This window comes from Hymenobacter sp. (assembly GCF_036387835.1).
GTDB lineage: Bacteria > Bacteroidota > Bacteroidia > Cytophagales > Hymenobacteraceae > Hymenobacter.
In genome coordinates this window covers 47,141-69,229 of record NZ_DASVSY010000119.1, presented here as the reverse complement: position 1 = coordinate 69,229, position 22,089 = coordinate 47,141, and the positions used below count along the sequence as shown (strand labels likewise).

Genomic DNA, 22,089 nt, shown 5'->3' with positions numbered 1-22,089 from the left:
ATTAGTAATCAGCAGCAGGGCGTCTGGAACCTCGGCGAATATTTCTGAGTATCCTTAATCCTGACTCAAGGATGGTTATATCCTCCATTGTAATGAGCCCCTGCTGTACTAGGAACAGATCTGCACATCTGCGGGCCTCAGTAACCTCTCCGGCACGTAAGTGAACGTCAATTTGAGTAAACGCCTCTGCCGCATTTGCATCGTTAGTTGGCAAAAGGAGCGCTATACGTGCAGCTTCGGAAGGTTCAAGTTTTAGAGCACCAGATCCGTAGCTACGGCCTGACAGTTCAGCAGAAAGTTGGCTAAAAGTGCTTTGAAGCACTACCGCCACATGCTTTCTAATCTCAGGTGCATCAAATAGATTGTTCTGGAATTGTACCCGATATACAGTGTTAGTACATGTTGTATCCGCCGGATTTAGCACAAGTACAGGGCCATGCCAGTTCATGCAGGAGAAAAATCCATCAGGGGTAGTTTCCTGAGCAATCTGGTACCAAGGGTTTCTCTTAGCGAAGGTGCGGTTTACTTTTATATCTTCTATTGAATAAGATTTTAAATAAGAGTTGAGAGAGGTAGGCTTTCGAGTGTCACGATAGGGGTTGGTATTCAATAATAAACACCGTACATCATCGTCAGCAAGTTGCTGTAAATCTTCTTCTGTTACTTGCAGGCCCCGAAAGTGGGCTTGACGGGCTACAATTGGACGAAGCGCCCTGGCAGGAAGATTTAGTCCTTGTGCCTGTGAACGTTTCAGGACAAAAAATGAATTGTCCCCTGTTACTAGACCAATACGTATTTTCACTAGTGCTCCTAATCGAGTGAATGTCGGCGAATGACATAGGTCATCATATACCTGCATGACTGCTCCAGGCACCAGTAATCTATTTGCTTGTTGGTCCCATTCAAAACCAACTACTTCCCGGTCAGCCCATGACGCTACAGTATTTTGCAAATCATCCAGGGTAGAAGATAGCACGAGCCTCATAGGTTGCTGCTGCTCCTCTAATAGTGGACTTGGCTTATATCCTTCGCACAGCAGTATTATGCTGCTTTCCTCAGTGCCTTCGCTCACAAAAATGCGTTGCTCAAGCATTACTGCCAAGCTTCGGCTGAATTGCTCTGAAATGATAGCGCGTAGTGGAGCGGCATAATCAGCATAGATAAAGCTACCGGGTAGTATCCAAGCCATGCGCCCTCCTGCTTTGAGGAAATGCAGGCTATGGGCAACGAAAAAAGTCCACAGGCTGCCCTTATTGTTCAGCGTGCTGCCATCTGGTAAAGTTACTTTGGATGCCGAAGTACGTTGACTAGGCAGCATATTATGCCACGACACGTAAGGAGGGTTACCGATAACTGTATCTACTTCCTGAATAGGGAAATCGGCAGGAGTGACACTGAGGAAATCTTTGTATTTGAAATGTTTCTCGGTTGGCTCATCTCCTAGTAATTCAGCTAAATAATCAAAAGCTGCAATATCTACGTCGCTTCCTATGATCTGATGATGAGGTGTTCGCGACTGTAGTTCGTTCAGCCTGTTGATAACGGCATCTAGAAAGCCACATCCACCAAAACTAGGCTCAAGGATAGTATCAGTAGCACGGGATATGCTCCAGCTTGCGAGAAGCTGCGCGGCAGTATCAGGTGTGTAGAATACGCCTTTACGCTTCTTATCGGAAATGGAACGCTTGCTAGGTGGTAATAGATGCGAAGCGTCAATTGCGTTATCAATTACTGATTCAGCCACAGGCGTTTCCACCTGTAGAAATGTATTAAAGTCAATGCGTTGAAATAAATCTGGCACTCTTAGGCTTGATTCGAAGTGTGATTATACCAAGAAAAGCAGCTTTGCTAAAAATGCTTTGCCAGATTCTTGTTGGTGGCAAGTTACACATTAGGCCAGTCTGGCGGGTGAAATACATTTCACCTTAATATAAGATTTTCTTCATAATAGCAGAACTCAGCCTCGGTAAATTACTGAATTATGGTACTCCAGGTGTTGTTGGGCTGGCTTGTTATCATTCAGTCCTGGCAGAATCGCCAGCGGCTTGCCATGGTACTGATAGTACTCGCGCCCATTGCTGAACTCCTCTCGGATGCGGGAACTGACCTCAATTACAAAGCCGGAGGTTATGGTGATGTAGCCATCATCAAAGAGTTTGTGCATATCCGAGCGCAGCAGCAAGCCATTGGATGTATGGTTCGGCCCGGCCTCTGCGTAAGGCTTGATGTGCGCTGCTTCCAGAACCGGAAGGGTCTTCTCCCCTGTGATGGCGCAGCGCTTTGTGTAAGCGTCGGTAACAGACAGGCGAAACGCACCCTGCCCGATACGTACCTTTTGCAGAATGGAGCGGCCATACTGCAGAGTATCTTCCGCAACGCTGAAAGTAGTGGCAGCGCTTGGAGCATCAGCTAGGTACCGGGCTACAGTTGTCTCAATCTGCTGCCAAAGCGTGGCCCCCGTACTGTCGTGCGTGCTGTATGCTTTGCCCTGTACGATGCTGTCGCTCCAATCTGCCGGAACCGGTATCCAGTCCTGCCTGTCGAAGAATATAGGGTTAGTTAAGGCAATGCATCCAATGGCAGGATTGCGCTCCGTATCCGCTCGGTAACGTTGAATAGTCTGCCGGAACTCTTCAAGGCTGTCAAAGCCGTTGCGGGTATGAAACGTATCCCAGGCCAAAGACAGCGGCAGTTGGCTCTGAGCAGCAAAAAAGCCAATGCCCCCGATAGCATGATAAGGCTTTTTGAGCTTAAAAAGGAATGAACCACCCGGCTCTAATGCGCGAAAAGCAGTCTGTCCACCGGGCCGCCAGAAATTCACATCTTCTGGTGTGCGACTGCTCAAATAGTTGTACCAACGCCAATCAGTTGCTCCTAGATAATATTTCATGTTTTCAAAAGTAACTACCTCCGCTGTGCCGCCAGGTTTTGCACCCGCGGCCACCATTCCCGTACCTTCGGCAACCGCAGAGGCTGCCCGTTGAAGCGCTGTACGCCGTAGTCGTGCCCGCCCAGCTCCCCAAACCCCTCGGCCACGCGCACCCGGTAATCCTCATCAATCCAAAATAGGTGCCGGTCAAATGCGCGGTGCAGGTTCGGGCATAGCGCCAGTCCGTTCCCAATCGTGTCATCACGGCTCACCGACCACGGCACAATGTGGCAGGCATCCAGCAACGGCACCGCCCCCGTGGTGCTCACCAGCTGCAGCCCCGACACCGCGCACGTCGACTGGTACGCCCGCAGCACCTCCCGCACAAATACCCCGCTGCGTTCCGCCAGGGCTGTTTCATCGGCCACATCCACTACGCGGTTATACACGGCCGCCGGTTCCTCCAGCATCTGCCGGCCCAGCTCATCCAGCCGTTCCAGTCCCGCCCGCGGCCGGAAGTAGTGCCGTGTAAGCGGGAAGTAGCGCACCAGCAGCGCCTGCCGGATTTCCTCGCGGGCCACGGGTTGCACCAGCAGTTCCCACAGCGCCGCATCCAACGAGGCAAAGTCAATTACATCCCGCAGATGCCCGAAGCTGCGCACCGACTTCGATGCCGTTAGTACCAGCTCGTGCCCTGGCCGGGCGTGCAGATGCCAAAACCCACTGCTCCGCAAATGGAAAAATGGCAGCTGAAACGGACACCCACCGTACTCCGGCCCTGGGCTCAGCAGCTGGCAGTAAGCCTTAAAGCCTGCAATCAATTCTGGCGTAATGGCAATGCGGTTGTCCCGAATAGTTTGCTCCTCGATGCCTTCCAGCACGGCCAGCAGCAGCGCCGGCTTGTAAGGCGACTCTAACCGTACCCCTGCCACCGTGCGAGCATCCACTTTGAGCTTGGTAAGTCGAGCCAGGTAGGAAGTCAGTTGATTCAAAATAGCGGAGAATGTAGCGGATAGTAGCGGTGAGGGCTTCACTACAATACTACCACCTTGCGCCGAGGATAACCAAAAACAGATAATAACCTTATTCGCTTCATTTCTAAAAGATGTTATCTTTAACAACTTTTAGAAATGAACTACCTCGCCGTCCGTTCCCGTTTCGCCGCCCAAGGCCTCGTATCCAGCCACGAACTACGCCAAGCCTTCCCCGATTTCGACAAGCGCCGCCTGGTCGAGTGGCAGGCTCGTGGTTACCTGCAGCGCATCGTCAACCGCTGGTACCGCTTCACCGAAACGCCCATTGATGAGGCCCTGCTGTGGTTCACCGCCAACCGCATCTACCAGCCCGCCTACCTCTCCTTGGAAACGGCCTTTTCCTACCACGGCCTCATTCCCGAAGGCGTCTACACCCTCACCTCCGTGAGCCCGCGCAAAACCCAGGAGTACTACACGCCCATCGGTACGTTCCGCTACCAGCACCTGCTGCCCCGCCTATACTTCGGCTACGAAGTGCTGCGGCCCGCTGGCAACCGGCCCGTACTCATGGCCGACCTCGAAAAGGCCCTCCTCGATTACTGCTACCTGCACCCCGAACTGCGCACCGCCGACGACTTCGCCGGCCTGCGCCTCAACACCGACGTGCTCCAGGCCAAACTCAACCCCGCCCGCCTCGCCGACTATCAAACCCTGTTCGCCCACCAGCGCCTCAACCAGCGCGTCAAAGCGCTGCTTTCCCTCTTACCGGTCCATGCTTAGCCTATCCCAAATTCAGGCCCAGTACCCAGCCGCACTCCGGCCATTCAGCCACTTCATCCTGCGCGAGTACCTCCAGCACAAACTGCTCCAGCTCATCTATGATAGCCCACTGGCCAACCGGTTCTTTTTCCTCGGCGGCACCTGCCTGCGCATCGTGCACGGCAACAATCGCTTTTCCGAAGACCTCGATTTCGACAACACTGGCGTCACCGCCGCTGAGTTCGGCGAGTTAGCCAACATCGTGGCCCGCGGCATGGAGTTGGAAGGCTACGAAGTCGAAATGAAGATGGTGCTCAAAGATGCCTACCATTGCCACGTTCGTTTCCCCGAACTGCTGTTCAAAGAAGGGCTGAGCGGCCACCGCGAAGAGCGTATCCTCATCCAGCTCGATACCGAGCCCCAGCACTTCACCTTCGAGCCGGAGCCCTATCTGCTCAACCGCTTCGACGTCTTCACCCAAATTCAAACCACGCCCTCCGACCTGCTGCTGGCCCAGAAGTTCTACGCCATCCTCAACCGCGTCCGCAACAAAGGCCGCGACTTCTACGATGCCGTATTCCTGCTCGGCCGCCAGGTCACGCCCAACTACGCCTACCTCACCCAGAAGCGCGGCATCGAAACCCCCGCCGACCTCAAAGCCCAGCTGCTGGCCCACTGCCAAACCCTCGACATGCAGGCCATGGCCGACGACGTGCGCCCCTTCCTCTTCAATCCCCGCGAAGACCGCCTGGTCACCATGTTCCCCCAATATATTCAGCAGGTGTTAAGTTGAAGCCGGCAGCTGTTGACGGAGATAGACCATAGACATCACTTCGGTGGTTTTATTTCCTGTTTGTATAGGTCGTTGTTTATCGGATTAGATTCGTGCTACGCTATGCCATCTATGCCTACTACCCCAACATTCGACCACGCTGCCCGCGCCACTGACCGCCCTCTTTCCGAACCTACCCACGATAATTTTCAGCGGGCAGACTTTGCGAAGCGCATTGCTCAAACGCTCGTTTCGCGCACCAATCCAGACAGCATTGTAGTAGGCCTGTATGGGAAGTGGGGGGAGGGCAAGAGCACCGTTCTTAACTTCATTCGCCATTCGCTGAAGGAAGCTTCAGGCGAGGTAGCGGTTTTCAACTTCAATCCCTGGCGCTTTCCTGATGAATCTCAGCTGTTGGTCAACTTCTTTGGCGAGTTGGCTAAGACCATTGACCAACAGCTATACAACACCAAGGAAAAGGCAGCCAAGATTCTTACTTCTTACATAGCTCCACTGATTCCATCATTCGGGGCTGGTCCGGTTACCGCTGACGTTGGCAAGTCTGTGGGCGAACTGTCCAGTAAGCTGCTGCCTGACGTTGACAAGTTGCGGAGCCGCCTGGAGGACCTACTTGTGAAGTCAGGAAAGCGCGTAGTTGTCATTATCGATGATATTGACCGGCTGGAAAAAACGCAGATTCAGACTGTTTTCCGCTTGGTCAAACTTACTGCTGATTTCAAGCACACTGCTTACCTCTTGGCATTCGATGATGTCATGGTCGCAAGGGCTATGGGTGAAGTATTTGAGTCGGGCGCAGAGGACGTAGCCGGTGACCGTCCCCTGCAGGCAGGCTTGAATTTTCTGGAAAAGATAATCCAGGTGCCATTGCGTCTACCCCGTGCCCGCCCGGACGCCCTCCTCAAATTCTGCTTTGAACGAGTGGACGAGGTTTTAACCAATGCAGGACTAACCTTGCCCGACGCCGAGGCACAGCGTTTAGGCAACGCTCTGCGGTCAGCAATACTCCCGCGGCTCACAACTCCCCGTTTGGCTGTACGCTATGCCAATTCGTTGTCTTTCAGTCTTCCTTTGGTGTTGGGTGAAGTAAATACGGTTGACTTTATTCTTGTGGAGGCAATGAATGTATTCTACCCGGACCTATACAGTTTTGTCGCCACCCACGAGGGGCACCTTACTGGCAGTACCCGGGACAGTTCGCGGATTATTTATCCTCAACAGGACCATACCGCAGAAGAAAAGGCGGTGCTTAACATTGGCCTTGACCATTACAAGTTAGCCGACGAGCGGAAGGCCGCCGAAAATATGTTGCGTGCCCTCTTCCCTCGTGTAGCCAAGCTACTAGACAAAGGACACATGTTCTTTGGCAACACTTCCCGTCTTACCCCTGATGAGTTAACTCGTAACCAGCACATTGCGGCCTCCACGCACTTCGGTCGCTATTTCGCATATACCGTTTTGCTAGGCGATGTACCTGACGAAGAGATAACAGCCTTCCTGCAACTGTCAGGATCCGAGCAAAGTCAGTCTGCACCGCTTCTGATAGCCCGCTTGGACATGGGCACTTTCCTACAGAAGATTAGCTTTCGCACCCCGACCTTGGAAACTGACCAAGCTGAGGCTGTGTGGGAGATGATATTATCTGTAAGCCCCAAACTGAATACAGCCCGGGCAGGGCTCTTCTTCAGTCGCAGTGAGGCCACGCAGGCTAGTTGGCTTTTGCTTCAGGTTCTGAGTAAACTGCCAGCCGCCGAAAGGCTTAACAGAGTAAAGCAATTGGTCGAGCACCAAGGCGTATTTGCTCTTGCTGAAGAATTGGTTGACATCTTGGGCGACCATAGCCAATCAGTGTTAAAAAGGCTGCGGGAAGGTTACCCCGATGAAGAGGATAAATTATTTACACAGGCCGAATGGGAAAGCATAGAAGTCGAGCTTTCGGCCGCATTGCTACGACGAGCTTTGGTAGAGGCTGGTGACCAACCACTCTATAAAATATACCCCGAAGCAAGCTGCAGGTTGATGCACAGGGTTTGGCAATTGGCTCCTAACCAGCAGCCCTTGGTTGACTATGTAATGCCTTTCTTGCGAAGTGAGCCCAAGGAAATATATGAGTTGCTTGAAGCTTGTTCGCCTCATGTTTCAGTCAACCAAGGGCCGATGTTTCGTGCCAGTATAAATGCTGATACAGTAGACATGCTGGCTCGGTCCTTGGGGCCAGAGCTTCACGAAATTGCGCGCCAGGTTTTAGGCCCCGAAGCAATAGAAGAGTATCCAGGAAACGAGCGCGACAGCCAGCCGCCAACACCGGAGAACAGATTGCGTCAGTTTATCTACTTATACGAGAAACGTGACGCTACACCGTCAGCCGAAGTCGTAGAAGAAGATTGACCCTATTGATCTAGACCTCAAAATGCGGCCGGTCTCTAAACCCCGGCCAGTCGCCGCCCCAGCGTACCCGTGCGTCGGCCGCTTTCATCAGCCGCGCAAACTTGCTCAGCAGCAGCCCCGACCACGACACTTCCCCATCAGGTAAGATAAATGCCACGTCCAGCGCCGGCGTAGGCAGCTTGTTATGCTTCGACTCGCCCCCGCGCTTATAGGTCACAATCGGCCCCGGCTTGCTGCGCCCCTGCTTATACAGCTCCTCCTGCCGCTCCGGCGACCGGTAGCACTCCGTAATAATCGGCCGCCCCGCCAGCCGCAGCACCGGGTCGCCCAGCCACCGGGCCAGGGCCTGCGCGTACGCCGCGCCCAGGCTTGGCACTGCCTGCGCCAGCCGCGCATCCTGAATGCGTAACTGAATCCCGCTCAGCTGCGGCGCCGACCGCTGCCTCACCGGCGCTGCCGACCGGACAGCCGGCCTTTTACTCAGCGTCGACACGGCCGGAGGCAGGCGCAGCGGGCGCCGTTTCCGCCGGACCCGAGGCCGGAATCTTAACCACTACCTCCGATTTCTGCAGCGCCTTGCGCACTGTCGCCCAGATGGTGACGATGGCTACCAGCGCCTGAATAACGAGGTGCCCATATTGCTCGATCTTGTCGGGGTCAGGCGGCACCAACTCATTGCCGGCTACCTGTCCGAGGAAGGAAGTTGCAAAGATGTGTGCAAGGTGCCCGGCTTTCGTGCTGCTAAACATGGCGTTTGTTTATGTTACAGTGTTATAATTAATAACAAACATACGTAGTAAATTGCAACAAGATTCACAGAGAGCGTGCTCAGTGTATTGTATTATTTTGGACAGCCCCTTCGGGCCGGGCTGTCCGCCACTCCGCTTCGCTTCGGCCCTGCGGGCAGCCTCCCGCTGGTCGGCTTGGCTACCATTCCTGCTGCACCTGACGCTCCGCCCACCGCACGGCCAGCCGTTGCCGATTCGCAAGGTCACCGCCTCCCGCTGATCGGCACCTCCCATGCGAGGCCCCGGCGACCTCCCCACCCGGCCCCGACACTCCGCCCACCCACTGCCGGCCGTGCCGCCTGCCCTACGGGAACAGGCCGCCCGTCCGGCCCCCCAAACCAGCCGCCCCGGCCCCGGCCGCCGCTGCACGTCGTCCCGGCCCTCTCCCCACCGCACCGATTCAACCGCTGCCACAGCCACCAAATAAACTGCCCTGAAGCCCGCCCGCCACACCGCCGCTGGGCCGCGCAAGGCCCGAAAAAGGGCCCCACGCCACCCGTCAGCACCCCCTGATTCGGTTGCAGGCCGCAGGTCGAAAAGCCTGCCGCCCGCGGGTAGAGCTTGCGTTCAGGCCACGCAGGCCAGAGAGTAAGGCCCGCTTCGCGGAGAGTTTCATTGGGGAGTACCCCAAACCCCCGCTGTCATGCCCAGGCTGAAAAAGCCCGGTCATCTGCCTCGGGGTCCGCAGCCTTCCGCTGGTCGGCCGCTACTCCCTCATAAGGCCGGCTTCGCCGAGTGTCCATTGGGGGCTCGCCGCCCCCAAACCCCAGCTAATAGGCATTTAAAGTTCTCGTTAGGTCGGCCGCGCGTAGTCGAGTTTGACCTTCTTGTATTTGTACTTTTTTCCTGTACAAAACATTAAAAAGTATTCTAACACAGGCTAATATTTGGTTGCATAATGTTTGATTTACAAACATTATGTTTGTATCTTTAGGTAGCAAGTCGGGAAAGGCCCGGCTGCCCGCCCTACCCGGAGGCCTACGGCGCGGGGCACCCTACGGCTAACATCTACAGCCATGCAACCCAACCAACTTTTGCAGCTCGCTGCCGCTGCCTGGAAAGGCCCCGCCCTCTGCCCGTTTGCCGGCATTTGGGTATCACAGTCTGCCGCCACTTATGACCAGGGCGGCACCTCCTGGTATATCAGCCTCAAGCTAGCTGAGCAGCCCACCGAAGGACAGCCCCGGCCAGACTTCAAAGGCACCGGCAAGTGCCCGTTTCATGCGCTACGCGAGGCTTTCCGCTCCATGCGCGCCGCATACCCCGGCTATGCTTTCGGGGCTGTGTGGGAGGTAATGAAGGCCGAGGATGAGTTTGCAGGCGTCCCGGCTCATGCCTAGCGTTGCTGCTGTTCCAGCCGCGCCCGTTGTGGGCGCGGCTGCTGACTGGCCAGCCGCCTTACAGGCCCCCATTGCATCTCTGGAAGCACAGTGCCCACCCCGGTCCGTACCGGCTCTGGTTGCACTGGCCCCTGTATCCGCTACCGTCGCTCTGGCCCGCGCTCATGCGGCCTACTTCGACGCCCGCGCCGCCAGGTATGCGCTGCGCGACGACTGCCGCCCCCAGCCGGACCGCTTCGCCCAGCTTCGCGCCGCCATCATCCGCTGCCGCGAAACCCGCGCCGCATTTGCCGCAGCCGCAGCTGCTTTCCACGCCAGCCCGGCGGGTGCCACCCTGCGGGCCGCCCGGACACAGTACCCGCTTTTCTAGCCATCAGGCCCGCGCCAATATCGGTGCGGGTCACCAAGCACCTTTTTTATGAGCCACGAACCAACAGAGGCCGAGCTATACGGCCTCATCGGCGACGGGAAAGCCGCTGATGAAGCCCAGGCTTACTATTACGAGCAGCAGCGGGAGTGGGAGCGTCACGCATACTACCACCACGAGCAGGAGCAGGAAGGGTGGGAGGATGGTGAGTATGAGCAGATGATGTTCGAGGTCGAAGGCTGCTAACCCAATCTATTCACCACGGGCCGCCCCAGCGGGCGGCCCTCTAAAATGCTCTATCATGCCAGTAGCCGCTACTACCTATCAGCCCCATTTGCTCGACCCACACAGCGCCGAGCCCCGGCCCGTCAGCCCCGGTAACGGCCGCAGCTTCAAGCTGGCCGAGTTATACGAGTTGCTCGACTGCCACACGGTGGACGTGGTGCGCCTTACCGACGAGTTGATTTTGATAATCGACGATGTAAAGCGCATCAAGCTTTTGCGCAAGTTCCGCAACCCGTGCTACCTCAATCTGCTGGCTACCTATCTCTGGTACCAGCACGAGCCGACTGCCCGCGGCGTGGATAGCATCGTGGGCCGCGCCATCCTGTGCCACGATCAGCAATTCCGGTAATCACCCAGGGGCCGGCCATTACCGGCCCCGCATTCCGCCGCTTCTATGAAAGCTCCCACGTTTCGCGCCTACATCCGCCCCTGGCCCGCCGGCGGCTACGTCTGGCAGGCCCGCCAGCCCTTCAGCAAGACCACCGCCAACAGTGACAGTCCCACCCGTGCCGGAGCCATCCGCGACATCATCCGTGACTGTCGCCACTTCCAGAACATTCACGAAGACCAGTAGCCCACAACGGCGCAGGGACCGGCCGCTAACAGGCCCCGCTTTTTCATTATTCAACTTTCTTACCTCATGTCAACCAAAGTAAAAGCTCAACCCAAAGAAGCAGCCAGCCAGCCCAGCACCACCGGGGGTACAGCTGATACTCCCACCACTGCCCTGGCCATCACCAGCCCGGCATACATGATAGAAAAGCTGGACGAGGCCACCGGCGAGCTGGCACATGTGCCGCGCTTCCGCTACCTGCCCGGCCACCCGCGCCAGATCCGCTTTGATGCCAAAGCCGGGCAGTTCAACATCGGCGGTACTACGCCGCTTGGCAACTCGCTCCGCTTCATTCCGCTGGCCTGGCGCATCTTCCAGGATGATATTCTGAACATGGGCCGTAAGCTGTGGGCCGAGTTGTTTTTTGCCGATGACAAGGGCGCCATTTGCGCCGTGCTCTTCCACGGGTACAGCGTCGAAAACCTGTACCGCCTCATTGAGCCGCTGTTTTACGACGACCTGACCCTAGCTGATGTGGCCGTAAAGGTGACGGCCGAGAAGAAGCAGACCACCAAAGAAGGCAAGACGGCCACCTACTACATAGCTCAGTTCAGCTACGAAGCCGCCGACCCGGCCGAGGTAGCCGCCCGCCGCGACTTCGCCCGCGACTTTCCCATCTGGCGCGCCGAAACCTACACCGGCGCGGCCGATATGCGCATCCAGCATGGCTACACCGTGCCCGTCGGGGAGGGGCACCAAGAGCCGGAGCCGGCAGCCGCCGAGCCCGGCGCACTGCCCCAGGCTGCCTAGTACCTGGCCCTCACGGTGCCCGCCGTGGGGGCCACCTGCCTACTTCTTAAATCCTGATTTCATGGATACCATTATTGACCCGCCCCAGCTACTCATTGAGCAGCAGCCCCACGATGAAGCCGAGGCCGCCTTGCTGGTGCAGCTCACTGAGTTGCTGGCTGCCACTGACCCACTGCCCGATCTACGCGACCTAGCCCCGGCCGTGCGTCAGCTTTTCTCCGAGCCTGCTTACCTAGTCGGCTGCGGCAGCGCCCACATCTGGCTGCATCGTGCCGGCGGCCCCGCCCGCTTAGCTCTCATTCGCTAACACTCATCTTCAAACACTGCAATGTTTCACAACCTCACCTCATACCCCGGCCTCACCCAGGAGCAGCACCGCGCCCTGCCTCACGTCTCCAATACCGACCTCTCAGAGCTGAAGGCGCGGCTGCTCGGCCAGCTGCGCCGGCCCAACCCCCAGGCCCTGGCTTTCGGCTCCCACTTCCACGCCGCCACCCTCGAACCTGCCACCTACGCCCGCACTCAGGAAAAATGCCCCTGGCAGCAGTTGGAGCAGCTGGCCCGCCGGGTACGCCGCCACCGCTACTGCCGTGATGTGCTCTACCGCGGCACCGCCGAACTGACCCACACGGCCACGCACACTGCTACAGGCGTGCAGGTCAAGATTCGCCCTGACCTGGTAGTGGTAAGCCCCGCCGGCCGCCGCACCACCCTCATCGACTTCAAAACTACTAGCTGCCCCGACCTGCCACACTTTCTGACCAGCGCCGTGCAGTACGACTACGACCGCCAGGCCGCCCTATACCTCGACGCCCTGAATGCCACTCGCTTCCTGATTATTGGTGTACAAAAGAAGGCCCCGCACGCAGTTTGGCTCTTCGACGCCACCGCCGCGCCCGGCTTCATCGAGCAGGGCCGCAAGAAGTACACGGCATTGCTTCGCCGCTATGCAGCTCAGCTTCTCCCATAAACTCGTTTGCTTGTTCACTAGCTTGGACGTGCTGACGAAGGGGTGAATCAAATAGTTAGCATCACAGTTGCTGACTATTTGGTTGATGGATTTATTGCGACCTTGCTGGTCCATCTTCCTGCCTGCTGCGTTTGCTTCCTATTTATTCCGCTGTCTCCTTCAATGGCCTCATGCCCGGCGGCGGTACCCGACCGTGGGCGGTCTACGTGCGTGAAGGAACACGTGGTAAGCTCCAGCCTTTCGTTGTTAAGCTGTTTAAAGCATCTCATCTCGACCAACATCCTCATCTGGCTGCAGAAGTCTTTGGCTCCGTGTTGGCGGAGATGTTTGACTTGCCCCATCCAGAACCGGCCCTGATTGAATTCTCCCCGGCCTTTCGCGCCACCCTCAATGAACCTCAGCAACGGCAACTGGCCGAAGTCGCGCCCGGCTTACTGTTTGGCTGCCGGCTGGTAGAAAGCCCCTATGCATACTCCCGCTCCCTGCCACTGAAGAAGCTCGAGGCCTACGAAATGGAAACCATTTACGGCTTCGATAACCTCATTCTTAATGTTGACCGTCGCCCGGACAAGCCCAATCTGCTGATGCCCGATCAGGAAGCCATTCTGATTGACCACGAACTTGCTTTTTCTGGCATTAAACAGGCATTTAGCAACTTATTGGATGCCCGTTGGGAACATCTATACCAGCGTCACTTGTTCTACTCCTACCTTAAAGCCCGCGGTCCAATTGCCAACAGCTCGGCTTTCGGCACCTTTACAGAATACCTGCGTGGCTTCAACCCCCACTCCTTGCTGCCGTATCACCAGCAACTTTCGGAGTTGAATTGTTCTTTGCCTGACTTCGATTTGTTAATCCAGTACCTTTGCCACCAAAAGGCCAACGCCGGACAATTTGAGACCCTGCTGCGCCATACCATCTCGTGAATACGATTTATTTCAACCTGCTCAAGTACGTGCATTCCCCCTTTCTCGGGGAGGAAGTGAACGTGGGCATCCTGCTCTGTTTTCCGAAGCAAGGGCGGCTGGAATTTCGGTATCCGGTCCGCTTCAAGCGCTTGCGCCACCTGTACCAATCGTTTTCCGAACGCCAGCTGCTTTCCTATCTCACTAGTTTTGGCAAGCGCGTGGCCCGTGCCAATACCGAGTTGGCCGGCACCCTTACGCCGGAGCACTACACTTCCTTCATCACCCGGGAGTTGGTGCCGACAGATGCCACCGTACTCCGGTTCGGAAACCTGACCAAAGCTGTGGCCCATCCCGACGATGACCCGCAACAGGTGGCCGACGAATACTACGAACTGTATTTCGCTGAGACCCAGCCCGCACCCCGGGCCGGCCAACACAAGCGGGACTCTTTTCTGATTAGCAACTTCCGTCGCAACCTGGAAGCCCACGACGCGGGTGTGTTTCAGTTGCTACGCCGCAACGTGGAAGTACAGGCCGCCGCCACTGCCATACGATTTGATTACGCTTGGCAGAACGGCACCGAAAATTTCATCAAACCCGTCAGCTTCGACCTGGCTGATGCCGATGAAATCAACCGCAAAGCTGTATACACCCACGGCTGGCTGCATTTGCTGGCCCCGGTGGCTACCGCCGAAAACTACCGCTTTGATTTGCTGCTGGCACAGCCTACCGACCGCAAGCTGTTTACTGCTTTCGACCAGGCCGTGAATATTTTGGACACTACCCCCGCTCCCAAGCAAATCATTACCGAAGGCCGCCGGCTTGAGGAATACGCGCATGATACCGCTCACTACCTGCGCCAGCACTATCAAGCTGACCCGGTTGGTGTGTACGCGGCCGGTGAGCAGAGTCAGTCTAGCTTTCAAATACTCTATAGCGCGGGTCAATACTTTTATCGCCTGCGTGCTCACAACGGCGAAATCATCCAATCAAGCGAGGGATACACCACAATGTCCAGTTGCGAGAACGGTATACGGTCTGTGCAGGCTAACTGTCAACCCCATCGCTTTAAATCTTTTTTTAATGCTGGCCAGTATGGCTTTAATCATGTCGCGGCCAACGGGGAAATTATCGGCCACAGTGGGAAGTACACCACCGCTAAATCCCGCGACAACGGTATCCAAGTAGTGCTGCAGGAAGCGCCCTACGCCCGCATCGAAAACCTGAGTTAGTTGCTTTTATAGAACCTTGAAGCTTCGACCGCTGGCTGCAACAGCTACTCATTAACCGGCAAAGCCCCCGCACTACCTACGATGCCTCTCGCGTGCAACGCAAGGCTTCAGTGAGTGCAGAGGCTTCTTTTCAATCAACCAACAGCCATCTTCCCCGCCTCATGCCACAAGAAACCCGGTAAAGGCGTTTCTAATCGCCAAATAATCGCCATAGGCCGGTTGCCTTTGTGACTGAGGTACTGCACGGGGCCTAGGAATACATAGGGCATGGTTAAGCCAGCAGCATCCTGATTATGTTCACGTACGAACAACAGAATGGTTTTGCCTTGCGCCTGGTGCTGCACGTAGCTAATTCCCTTAGGAGTGTCTTCTGCCGTGCTATTCTGCGATTCCCAATGAAATAGGGTGTCGCTGATGGCATAATCCTGATAAAGAGTAGTAGGAGAAAAGTCACGACTAGATTTTTCGAGCGTAACAAATAGCAGCTCTGTCTTCAACGCAGGTATGTCGAACACGCCTGCTTGCACCGGCGGGTTGCGCTCGAAAGTCCATACTCCGAATGCGCATAGTATTTCGTCGCGGCTGTAGCGGCTATGTAATTGCAAGGCGCACGGGTAAAGCAGCGATAAGGCTACCGGAGGAATGCTGATTTGCTCCTCACATACGGTCAAGACTTCCAAAACCTCAGCCTTCAGGGTCGGCATGGTGCGCAGCGCTTCTAAACTATCTGCCATGCTCTTGAAACCTAGCTTCGGCCCTGACTTCTGATAGAGTATGTAGTGTAGCATCAACCCCATTTCTAGGGCCAAAGGCAAGCCTAGCAGTTGTGCCAGGTCTTCGTTAGGGTCGAACACACGTCGGATAAATACCAGGAAAGCCGGTCCGTTCAGTTGTGCCAAGCGCCACACACTGCCAACCAGTACTCTTTCTTGCTCAGTCAGGTCTGGCGGGGTGAGCACCCCCGCCCGTACTTTAAGGGCTGTCCAGCCCCGGTCGCCGCGCGAACGATAAATATCAACTAGTGAAAAATGCGTGTGGTCCAGAAAGGTAGAGAGCGTAAGCGGCAGGCTGCTTTCTAGCCCAAAACCCCGCAGCCGGCGTTCCAAAACCCGCACGTTTTCGCCCGTAGCCGCCCGGATATTTGCCAGGATAAACTTCATGGCCTCGCGCTCCATCTGAATGCTGCACCCGGCGGGCAAGCGCGGAAAGCCGTCCTCCGCCTCGCTCAACACCGATACCCCGGTACGACCCACCAAGGCTCGGAATCGTTGCTCGTAGCTATACTCCTGCCGGGCCTGGCCCACAAAATCCAGCACGGTCAAGCATTCTTTGCTGTCGTGCAGCCGCAGCCCGCGGCCCAACTGTTGCAAAAACACGGTCAAGCTTTCGGTTGGCCGCAAAAACAGCAACGTATCTACTTCAGGAATATCGACGCCTTCATTGAACAGGTCGACGACAAACAAGTAGTTCAGTTCGCCCCGTTTTAATTGGGCCACGGCGGCCCGCCGTTGCTCCGCCGTGGTTGTACCACTCGCCAGGTACGCGGCTCGCAACCCCGCCTGCTGAAATTTCTCCGCCATCACGCGCGCATGTTCGCGGCTGGCACAGAAACTTAGGGCCCGTGCTTGGTGGGGAGCCAGCAAATAACGGTGCAAAGCGCCTATAATCGCACTTACTCGTACATCGTTGCCCGTGTACTCGTTGGTTAAATCCTCCGCCGAATACCGCCCATTGGTCCACCGCACATGGCGATAATCCACTGGATCCGTGATGCAGAAGTATTGAAAGGGTACCAGTAGCCCCCGCGCTATGGCTTCCGGTAAGCGAATTTCGGCGGCAATAGTGTTGTCGAAATCGGGCAAAATACTCTCCCCGTCGGCCCGTTCGGGCGTTGCCGTCAACCCCAACAAAATAGTAGGCTGGAACCAAGCCAGAATAGGCCGGTAAGAGGCTGCGGCTAGGTGGTGCACCTCATCAATTACCAAATACTGGTAATAGTCTCGCGGTATAGTTTGCTCGAAAAATGCCAACTGTGAGGCAAAGGTTTGAACCGAGACAAACAGATGCTCATAGTGCAGCGGCTGCTCGTCACCTACCCACAACTCTCCGAAATTGGCCTCCCCTAAAATATGCCGGAATGTGGCACGGGCCTGCCGCAGGATTTCTTCTCGATGCGCAACGAACAGCAGCCGTGGCAGGCCCGTTAGGCTAGTGGCAAAACGCGCATAGTCAAAGGCCGACACCACCGTTTTTCCGGTACCCGTCGCGGCCACCACCAAGTTCCGAAAGTAACCCCGTAGACTCCGTTCAACGGCTAACCGGTCTAAAATCTCCTGCTGATACGGAAAGGGCCGTAGCCGAAAGTTGGGTAGTATTTCAGGCTCCGTTCCACTCGTTTCGTGCCGCAGTGCCAGCGCTAGCTTCTGTCGTTGCTCGGGCAGGCTGGCGTACAGCTCAAATTCCGGAGAGTTCCAGTACGTTTCAAAGGTCCCCCGGAACTTGCTCAGAATGGCTACGTTATCTTGTGCCGTCACCTTCACGTTCCACTCTAATCCACTCGTCAGCGCCGAACGACTCATGTTGCTCGACCCGATGTAAGCAGTGTCAAATCCTGAGTTGCGGCTAAACAAATACGCTTTGGCGTGCAGGCGCTCATGCGCGGTGTTGTAGCTAATACGCAGCTGAGCCCCTGGCAGTGCGGCTAAGGCATCCACCGCCTTTTGATCGGTGGCGCCCATGTACGTAGTGGTGAGCAGGCGCAACGGCTTGCCTTGCTCCGCAAAAGCTTGCAACGACGGCAGCAGCAACCGCAGGCCGCTCCACTTCACGAAGCTCACGATAAAGTCGATCCGGTCGGCTGTCGCAATTTCTTTCTTCAACTCGGCTTCCAACGAAAGCTCCGAGTTGCCCCCGCTGAATAAGTCGCTTTGCGAAAAACGCAAAGCTGGCTCCATCCCATCCAGGTGCTTGTCCAAATCGGTTTGTGCCGTCAAGGGCAATTGCAACCGCGGCAGTACCGCCCGCAAGAGTTGGCCTTCCGGTGCCAGACTACTGCCGGTGGCTAGCACGTTGGAACGTTCTTGTAAGTAGGCAATTACCTCGTTGGCTAGCGTGAGCTGCTGCGTCACGTCTTCATTTTTAGCTAACTGCCCCAGCACGCGGCTCAGCAGTTGCGCCAGGTATCGGGTGATGAACATTGCCGCATCATCTGCCTTTAATTTCCGCTCCGCTACGGCATACACTGCGGTTTCTAAAGTGGCTAATTGGCTCCGCAGCTGCTGCGTAATCAGCGTTTCGTAATGGCCCGATTCCAAGTAAATAGCGCTATTGGGATTGTAAAAGCACGCAATAGCGCACCGATAAGCAATATGGAATACTTTTCAATCTATATCCAAACCCAATAAGTACCAGCCTCTACCCATTATGCGTGTCATACCCTAGCCTATCCTGCTCCTCCCGAATCAGTTGCTGCAACTCCGCCTCGCTCGGCAGATTCACCCGGTACTTGCTCACAAACAGCTGCTCAGCCATACCCGTTGTGGCGTAGCGCACCAGCGTCTCGTTCCTCTGCGCGCACAGAATCAGGCCTACCGGCGGGTTGTCGCCTTCGCTCATCTCGTTTTCGCGGTAGTAGTTCAGGTACACGTTCATCTGCCCCGCATCGGCGTGGCTGAACGCCCCGATCTTCAGGTCCACCAGCACGTGGCACTTCAGAATGCGGTGATAGAAAATCAAGTCAATAAAGTAGTGCTCGTTGTCGAAGGTGATGCGCTTCTGCCGGGCCTCGAAGCAGAAGCCACGGCCCAGCTCCACCAGAAACGTCTGCAAGTGCCCGATAATAGCCGCTTCCAGGTCGTTTTCACTGTAGCTGGCTCGTTCTTCCAGACCCAGGAATTCCAGCACGTAGGGGTTCTTCACCACGTCAGCCACGGCCAGCGGCTGCCTCCCGGCGTGACCCGCTAACACGGCCGCCTTATCCGTCGACAGGCCCGTCCGCTCATATAATGCCGAATCAATCGCCCGCTTCAACTCCCGCACCGACCAGCTGTTCTGCACTGCCTGCACCTCGTAAAAAGCCCGCTGCAAGGGCGTATCCAGCAAGAGTAATTCAATGAAGTGCGAAAAGCTTAGCCGGCTCAGCAGCATTCTTGGGGCAATGCCTAACAGGAGGCTGTCAGGCTCACTCTTAGCTGACAATGCTGTTGCGGTAAGGGAGGTAATGTCAAGTAAGCCAAGTTGTTGCAATTCTCCAGACACTGCCTGGAGAATTGCCGGGTACTGCTGATAGAAATCCCGGCATTGATACAGGCGCTGTACCGACAGCCCTCGCACCTGCTGCAAGCGGCGCGCCAGCTCCGGCATCAACCGCTCACCATACGCGGCCCGGTCCGAGCCGTGCTGCTCATACTCGGCAATGTACCAGCCGACAACCCAGTTGCGCACTGTGAGCCAGTAGTTTACTTGCTGTGCCGCTGCCTGCTGCGTCTGCTCATGCACGATGCCGATGCGCTCCGCCAGCCCTAAAAGCGTTGATTCTGCCATGCGGGCCAAGATACAGTGCCTTTCTATGACCGTCCCTATCAATTCCGGTCAGACGCAAAAAGCCGGCCCCTGCAAGGTAGGAGCCGGCTTTACCGATGCTGATAGCGTAGGCTGGCTTACGCCATAGTTAGTGCTTGTACTACTTGGTTGCCCGCTGCGTCTGTAAACGTGAACGTCACGGTCTGTCCTTGCTTCGCATCATCCAGCGTAAAGCTCATTTCGTGGCCGTTCTCGAAATCGTAGGCGTAGGGCGCCAAATCATTCGTTAAATGATATCGGCCCATCGGCGAAGTAGCCGATACGACCACTGTATAACTACCCAGCACATTGAGCTGCGCCTTTAGCTTAGTGACAGCCAGCGGAGGCGTAACGGCGGGCCCCGAACCACCATCAACCGGCGTTAAGGGTTCCGGCAGCCCATCCAGCAGCCAGTTGCTTGCCAGCTCGCTCCCGACACCATTATCAGGTACCAAGTTGAAGAGCACCAGCTCTTCGCCCGGCGTAGAGCCGGCCAAGGCGTTACTCAACAAGCTCAAATCAAGATTACGCGTCAGTTCGGCCGTGAGCAGCGTCTTCGTAGACACGTCTACGTTGTAGGTCTGATTCAGCTGATTCATTACTCGGGCCGCTAGGCTGGCATCCTGCAGCGCGGTGAGCAGGCGTTGGGCGTACAGGCGGGCTTTGCTATCGGCTTTCTTGCGCAGCATAATAGCCCGCCGCATCCGGCGGCTGTATTGTTTCTGGTAGAGTGTGGCCTTGGCCATAGTGAAAAAGGAAGGTAGAAGTGAAGGAGGAGCAGCATGAAAAACGGCCGGCCGTTACCAGCCAGCCGTTTCTTCGCTATGCCTTAGGGCTAGGCCACATACCCAATAGCCAAAGGGTTGGACCCGTTGTTATTGAGCGGGTAGTACTTGCCGTTAAGCTGCTGGTAGAAATTGATGCCCAGCACCGCAATTACCGTTTCCTCCACCGTAGGGGCTGCCGACAGTGTAGCTGTCACAGCCTGCGCGGCCACCACCGGACCTGCCAGTGCCTGCACGCCCAGTGGCGCAGCCACCGCCCCCGAGGTATAAGTTTTGGCTTCGAAGTTCAACGCCGCCGCTCCGAACACAACCTCATAGTGCGTAGCACCCTGCGGAGCCGTAATATCAGTCTGCGGGTTAATGCCACTAATGTTCAGCGTCACGTCCGCATTGGCGTGGCTGACCGCGTAGCCGAAGAACAAGGACTGGCTGATGCCGGCCCCAACGTTGAAGTTGAAGCCTAGCAGGCCGGCAATATTGTCCTTCAGCACCATGCGCCCGCCCCGGTCGTTGTCCTCGTCGAAGCCGATGATTTCGCGCATTTTCTGCGTCAGGCGCGACACCATCTTGCTGTCGCTGGCCGTCTGAATCGTGGCGCGCAACGCATCACGCAGCAGCTTGCCCGACGAGGCCGCCTCCGCAAATTCCGACGCGTTTTCCCGCGTACGAGCCATGCTGGCCGAACTGTTAAAAGAAGCTTTGTTGGAAGCGGGCTTTTGCCGTATGCTGCCGTCTTTGGCGAAAACCAGGCCACCCACGGTGCCGCGGATACCCAGAATACCGGATTGTTGTGCCATTGTCAGGAAAAGGTAGAAGTGAGAGAAAGAGAAAAAAGTAAGTAGGAGGGAGCGGCTACCAAGTGCAGCTGCCCCGCAGGCGCCGCTTCGTGCTGGCATTGAAAGACCGCCACAGCTTCGGCGACACCGCGTTAGTCAGCCCGCATTTCCAAAGCCCGCGCCGGCTCTGTTCCGCCACCGCCTGCTGAGCGGCGCGAATTACTGGTTTACGGTTGGCCGCTGCTGCCCAGCCCCAGCCCCGCACGACTAGCAGTGAATCCAGAGCCAGATAATGGCCTGCCACAGGCAGCCGCACCGTACCCAGCGTCCGGCCATACAGATCCAGCCCTACCCGCGTCAGCCTGACCGGGCTTCCCACCGGCAGCAGCCGCGTTACCGAATCGGTTGCCTGCACCCCGAACGGCTGGTCCCGTTCCGGGGCATCCACGCCTAGCAGGCGCATGCGCACTACCACGCCGCCGGTCAGTACATCGTAGGTGTCCCCATCCACGACCCGCACCAGCCGCCCCGCTTCTGTTGCCGGCTTGGTCTGCCGGGCATCGCCGCTATCTGGTCCTTCACTACCGAGCACTGGTGCACAGTCGCTCAAAAGAGAAGAAGAAGCCAGGAAACCAAGTGCAACCAAACGTAACTTGCTGTATATCATAGGAATAAACCTATGTAGAAAGTCCGCTCCGTTGTATCTTTGCCTGTCTCAAACGCCCTCATCAGCCCCACAATGCCCCAGGTCTGCATCTACCCCAAGGAAGCCGCTCAACTCACCGGTACCGGCTACGACGCCGGCAAGCGCCTGCTTCAGCGCATCCGCGCCAGCTTGGATAAGCCCGCCCGCACCTATGTCTCCATCTCAGAATTCTGCCACTACACCGGCCTGCCCGAAGCCGAAGTAGCCGAGGCCCTGAAGCGTAGCTAGA

General features: G+C 56.4%; 26 protein-coding genes. 16 read left to right on the top strand and 10 right to left on the bottom strand.

Features of this window, described 5'->3' with window-relative positions; translation table 11 throughout:
• Position 1: 1 nt before the first annotated feature.
• The 3 genes from VF639_RS23735 to VF639_RS23725 form a co-directional block, all read right to left on the bottom strand.
• The gene (locus tag VF639_RS23735; protein ID WP_331148447.1) at positions 2 to 1,801 is read right to left on the bottom strand and encodes an N-6 DNA methylase; all 1,800 of its coding nucleotides are present in this window, start codon (positions 1,799 to 1,801) and stop codon (positions 2 to 4) included.
• Between the two features lie 156 nt (positions 1,802 to 1,957).
• Positions 1,958 to 2,890: an HNH endonuclease gene (locus VF639_RS23730; RefSeq protein ID WP_331148446.1), complete on the bottom strand. Its 933-nt coding sequence runs from the start codon at positions 2,888 to 2,890 to the stop codon at positions 1,958 to 1,960.
• A gap of 14 nt (positions 2,891 to 2,904) precedes the next feature.
• Positions 2,905 to 3,861 (bottom strand): HNH endonuclease, encoded by a 957-nt coding sequence (locus tag VF639_RS23725; protein ID WP_331148445.1) that lies wholly within the window; start codon positions 3,859 to 3,861, stop codon positions 2,905 to 2,907.
• A 138-nt stretch (positions 3,862 to 3,999) separates the two neighbouring features.
• On the opposite strand from VF639_RS23725, the gene VF639_RS23720 reads away from it, so the two are divergent.
• The 3 genes from VF639_RS23720 to VF639_RS23710 all read left to right on the top strand — a co-directional run bounded on the left by VF639_RS23720 (position 4,000) and on the right by VF639_RS23710 (position 7,780).
• Positions 4,000 to 4,623: a type IV toxin-antitoxin system AbiEi family antitoxin domain-containing protein gene (locus VF639_RS23720; protein WP_331148444.1), complete on the top strand. Its 624-nt coding sequence runs from the start codon at positions 4,000 to 4,002 to the stop codon at positions 4,621 to 4,623.
• On the top strand, positions 4,616 to 5,395 hold the full coding sequence (locus VF639_RS23715; protein ID WP_331148443.1) for a nucleotidyl transferase AbiEii/AbiGii toxin family protein: 780 nt from the start codon (positions 4,616 to 4,618) through the stop codon (positions 5,393 to 5,395). Before VF639_RS23720 ends, VF639_RS23715 begins: the two co-directional genes overlap by 8 nt.
• 111 nt (positions 5,396 to 5,506) lie before the next feature.
• Positions 5,507 to 7,780 (top strand): KAP family P-loop NTPase fold protein, encoded by a 2,274-nt coding sequence (locus VF639_RS23710; RefSeq protein ID WP_331148442.1) that lies wholly within the window; start codon positions 5,507 to 5,509, stop codon positions 7,778 to 7,780.
• 10 nt (positions 7,781 to 7,790) lie between these two features.
• Here VF639_RS23710 and VF639_RS23705 read toward each other — a convergent pair whose 3' ends face one another.
• The gene (locus VF639_RS23705; protein WP_331148441.1) at positions 7,791 to 8,273 is read right to left on the bottom strand and encodes a M15 family metallopeptidase; all 483 of its coding nucleotides are present in this window, start codon (positions 8,271 to 8,273) and stop codon (positions 7,791 to 7,793) included.
• Positions 8,257 to 8,529, bottom strand: a complete 273-nt coding sequence (locus VF639_RS23700; protein WP_331148440.1) for a hypothetical protein — start codon at positions 8,527 to 8,529, stop codon at positions 8,257 to 8,259. The genes VF639_RS23705 and VF639_RS23700 overlap by 17 nt, the downstream gene beginning before the upstream one ends.
• 97 nt (positions 8,530 to 8,626) lie before the next feature.
• Here VF639_RS23700 and VF639_RS23695 point away from each other — a divergent pair, with 97 nt between their 5' ends.
• From VF639_RS23695 to VF639_RS23640, 12 genes are all read left to right on the top strand, one after another.
• Entirely contained in the window at positions 8,627 to 8,788 is a 162-nt protein-coding gene (locus tag VF639_RS23695; RefSeq protein WP_331148439.1) for a hypothetical protein, read from the top strand.
• 12 nt (positions 8,789 to 8,800) lie between these two features.
• Positions 8,801 to 8,995: a hypothetical protein gene (locus VF639_RS23690; protein ID WP_331148438.1), complete on the top strand. Its 195-nt coding sequence runs from the start codon at positions 8,801 to 8,803 to the stop codon at positions 8,993 to 8,995.
• Between the two features lie 589 nt (positions 8,996 to 9,584).
• The gene (locus VF639_RS23685; RefSeq protein WP_331148437.1) at positions 9,585 to 9,908 is read left to right on the top strand and encodes a hypothetical protein; all 324 of its coding nucleotides are present in this window, start codon (positions 9,585 to 9,587) and stop codon (positions 9,906 to 9,908) included.
• On the top strand, positions 9,901 to 10,278 hold the full coding sequence (locus tag VF639_RS23680; RefSeq protein ID WP_331148436.1) for a hypothetical protein: 378 nt from the start codon (positions 9,901 to 9,903) through the stop codon (positions 10,276 to 10,278). The genes VF639_RS23685 and VF639_RS23680 overlap by 8 nt, the downstream gene beginning before the upstream one ends.
• Before the next feature lie 48 nt (positions 10,279 to 10,326).
• The gene (locus tag VF639_RS23675) at positions 10,327 to 10,521 is read left to right on the top strand and encodes a hypothetical protein (RefSeq protein WP_331148435.1); all 195 of its coding nucleotides are present in this window, start codon (positions 10,327 to 10,329) and stop codon (positions 10,519 to 10,521) included.
• Between the two features lie 55 nt (positions 10,522 to 10,576).
• Positions 10,577 to 10,909: a hypothetical protein gene (locus VF639_RS23670; RefSeq protein WP_331148434.1), complete on the top strand. Its 333-nt coding sequence runs from the start codon at positions 10,577 to 10,579 to the stop codon at positions 10,907 to 10,909.
• A gap of 45 nt (positions 10,910 to 10,954) precedes the next feature.
• Positions 10,955 to 11,134: a hypothetical protein gene (locus VF639_RS23665; RefSeq protein ID WP_331148433.1), complete on the top strand. Its 180-nt coding sequence runs from the start codon at positions 10,955 to 10,957 to the stop codon at positions 11,132 to 11,134.
• A 66-nt stretch (positions 11,135 to 11,200) separates the two neighbouring features.
• Positions 11,201 to 11,923, top strand: a complete 723-nt coding sequence (locus VF639_RS23660) for a hypothetical protein (protein ID WP_331148432.1) — start codon at positions 11,201 to 11,203, stop codon at positions 11,921 to 11,923.
• 61 nt (positions 11,924 to 11,984) lie between these two features.
• The gene (locus VF639_RS23655; RefSeq protein WP_331148431.1) at positions 11,985 to 12,230 is read left to right on the top strand and encodes a hypothetical protein; all 246 of its coding nucleotides are present in this window, start codon (positions 11,985 to 11,987) and stop codon (positions 12,228 to 12,230) included.
• 21 nt (positions 12,231 to 12,251) lie between these two features.
• On the top strand, positions 12,252 to 12,893 hold the full coding sequence (locus tag VF639_RS23650; RefSeq protein WP_331148430.1) for a PD-(D/E)XK nuclease-like domain-containing protein: 642 nt from the start codon (positions 12,252 to 12,254) through the stop codon (positions 12,891 to 12,893).
• A 131-nt stretch (positions 12,894 to 13,024) separates the two neighbouring features.
• A complete protein-coding gene (locus tag VF639_RS23645; RefSeq protein ID WP_331148429.1) occupies positions 13,025 to 13,819 on the top strand; it encodes a HipA family kinase in 795 nt (264 codons plus the stop codon).
• On the top strand, positions 13,816 to 15,033 hold the full coding sequence (locus VF639_RS23640; RefSeq protein WP_331148428.1) for a DUF3037 domain-containing protein: 1,218 nt from the start codon (positions 13,816 to 13,818) through the stop codon (positions 15,031 to 15,033). The genes VF639_RS23645 and VF639_RS23640 overlap by 4 nt, the downstream gene beginning before the upstream one ends.
• 134 nt (positions 15,034 to 15,167) lie before the next feature.
• Here the strand turns inward: VF639_RS23640 and VF639_RS23635 are convergent, their stop codons facing one another.
• From VF639_RS23635 to VF639_RS23615, 5 genes are all read right to left on the bottom strand, one after another.
• Positions 15,168 to 18,347: a DEAD/DEAH box helicase gene (locus tag VF639_RS23635; protein WP_331148427.1), complete on the bottom strand. Its 3,180-nt coding sequence runs from the start codon at positions 18,345 to 18,347 to the stop codon at positions 15,168 to 15,170.
• Positions 18,348 to 18,447: 100 nt separating this feature from the next.
• The gene (locus tag VF639_RS23630) at positions 18,448 to 19,575 is read right to left on the bottom strand and encodes a PDDEXK nuclease domain-containing protein (protein WP_331148426.1); all 1,128 of its coding nucleotides are present in this window, start codon (positions 19,573 to 19,575) and stop codon (positions 18,448 to 18,450) included.
• 116 nt (positions 19,576 to 19,691) lie between these two features.
• A complete protein-coding gene (locus tag VF639_RS23625; RefSeq protein WP_331148425.1) occupies positions 19,692 to 20,339 on the bottom strand; it encodes a hypothetical protein in 648 nt (215 codons plus the stop codon).
• Between the two features lie 89 nt (positions 20,340 to 20,428).
• Complete coding sequence (locus VF639_RS23620) at positions 20,429 to 21,175, bottom strand: hypothetical protein (RefSeq protein ID WP_331148424.1); 747 nt, start codon at positions 21,173 to 21,175, stop codon at positions 20,429 to 20,431.
• A gap of 55 nt (positions 21,176 to 21,230) precedes the next feature.
• Positions 21,231 to 21,764, bottom strand: coding sequence for a thermonuclease family protein (locus VF639_RS23615; protein ID WP_331148423.1), 534 nt, complete (start codon positions 21,762 to 21,764; stop codon positions 21,231 to 21,233).
• Between the two features lie 129 nt (positions 21,765 to 21,893).
• Between VF639_RS23615 and VF639_RS23610 the strand changes: the two genes are divergently transcribed.
• Complete coding sequence (locus tag VF639_RS23610; protein ID WP_331148422.1) at positions 21,894 to 22,088, top strand: hypothetical protein; 195 nt, start codon at positions 21,894 to 21,896, stop codon at positions 22,086 to 22,088.
• The last annotated feature ends 1 nt before the right edge of the window (position 22,089 follow it).

Coding starts and splice junctions, on each gene's coding strand:
- VF639_RS23730 (WP_331148446.1), bottom strand. CDS start 2,890: ATGAAATATTATCTAGGAGCAACTGATTGGCGTTGGTACAACTATTTG.
- VF639_RS23720 (WP_331148444.1), top strand. CDS start 4,000: ATGAACTACCTCGCCGTCCGTTCCCGTTTCGCCGCCCAAGGCCTCGTA.
- VF639_RS23715 (WP_331148443.1), top strand. CDS start 4,616: ATGCTTAGCCTATCCCAAATTCAGGCCCAGTACCCAGCCGCACTCCGG.
- VF639_RS23710 (WP_331148442.1), top strand. CDS start 5,507: ATGCCTACTACCCCAACATTCGACCACGCTGCCCGCGCCACTGACCGC.
- VF639_RS23700 (WP_331148440.1), bottom strand. CDS start 8,529: ATGTTTAGCAGCACGAAAGCCGGGCACCTTGCACACATCTTTGCAACT.
- VF639_RS23690 (WP_331148438.1), top strand. CDS start 8,801: ATGCGAGGCCCCGGCGACCTCCCCACCCGGCCCCGACACTCCGCCCAC.
- VF639_RS23685 (WP_331148437.1), top strand. CDS start 9,585: ATGCAACCCAACCAACTTTTGCAGCTCGCTGCCGCTGCCTGGAAAGGC.
- VF639_RS23680 (WP_331148436.1), top strand. CDS start 9,901: ATGCCTAGCGTTGCTGCTGTTCCAGCCGCGCCCGTTGTGGGCGCGGCT.
- VF639_RS23675 (WP_331148435.1), top strand. CDS start 10,327: ATGAGCCACGAACCAACAGAGGCCGAGCTATACGGCCTCATCGGCGAC.
- VF639_RS23670 (WP_331148434.1), top strand. CDS start 10,577: ATGCCAGTAGCCGCTACTACCTATCAGCCCCATTTGCTCGACCCACAC.
- VF639_RS23665 (WP_331148433.1), top strand. CDS start 10,955: ATGAAAGCTCCCACGTTTCGCGCCTACATCCGCCCCTGGCCCGCCGGC.
- VF639_RS23660 (WP_331148432.1), top strand. CDS start 11,201: ATGTCAACCAAAGTAAAAGCTCAACCCAAAGAAGCAGCCAGCCAGCCC.
- VF639_RS23655 (WP_331148431.1), top strand. CDS start 11,985: ATGGATACCATTATTGACCCGCCCCAGCTACTCATTGAGCAGCAGCCC.
- VF639_RS23650 (WP_331148430.1), top strand. CDS start 12,252: ATGTTTCACAACCTCACCTCATACCCCGGCCTCACCCAGGAGCAGCAC.
- VF639_RS23630 (WP_331148426.1), bottom strand. CDS start 19,575: ATGGCAGAATCAACGCTTTTAGGGCTGGCGGAGCGCATCGGCATCGTG.
- VF639_RS23625 (WP_331148425.1), bottom strand. CDS start 20,339: ATGGCCAAGGCCACACTCTACCAGAAACAATACAGCCGCCGGATGCGG.
- VF639_RS23620 (WP_331148424.1), bottom strand. CDS start 21,175: ATGGCACAACAATCCGGTATTCTGGGTATCCGCGGCACCGTGGGTGGC.
- VF639_RS23610 (WP_331148422.1), top strand. CDS start 21,894: ATGCCCCAGGTCTGCATCTACCCCAAGGAAGCCGCTCAACTCACCGGT.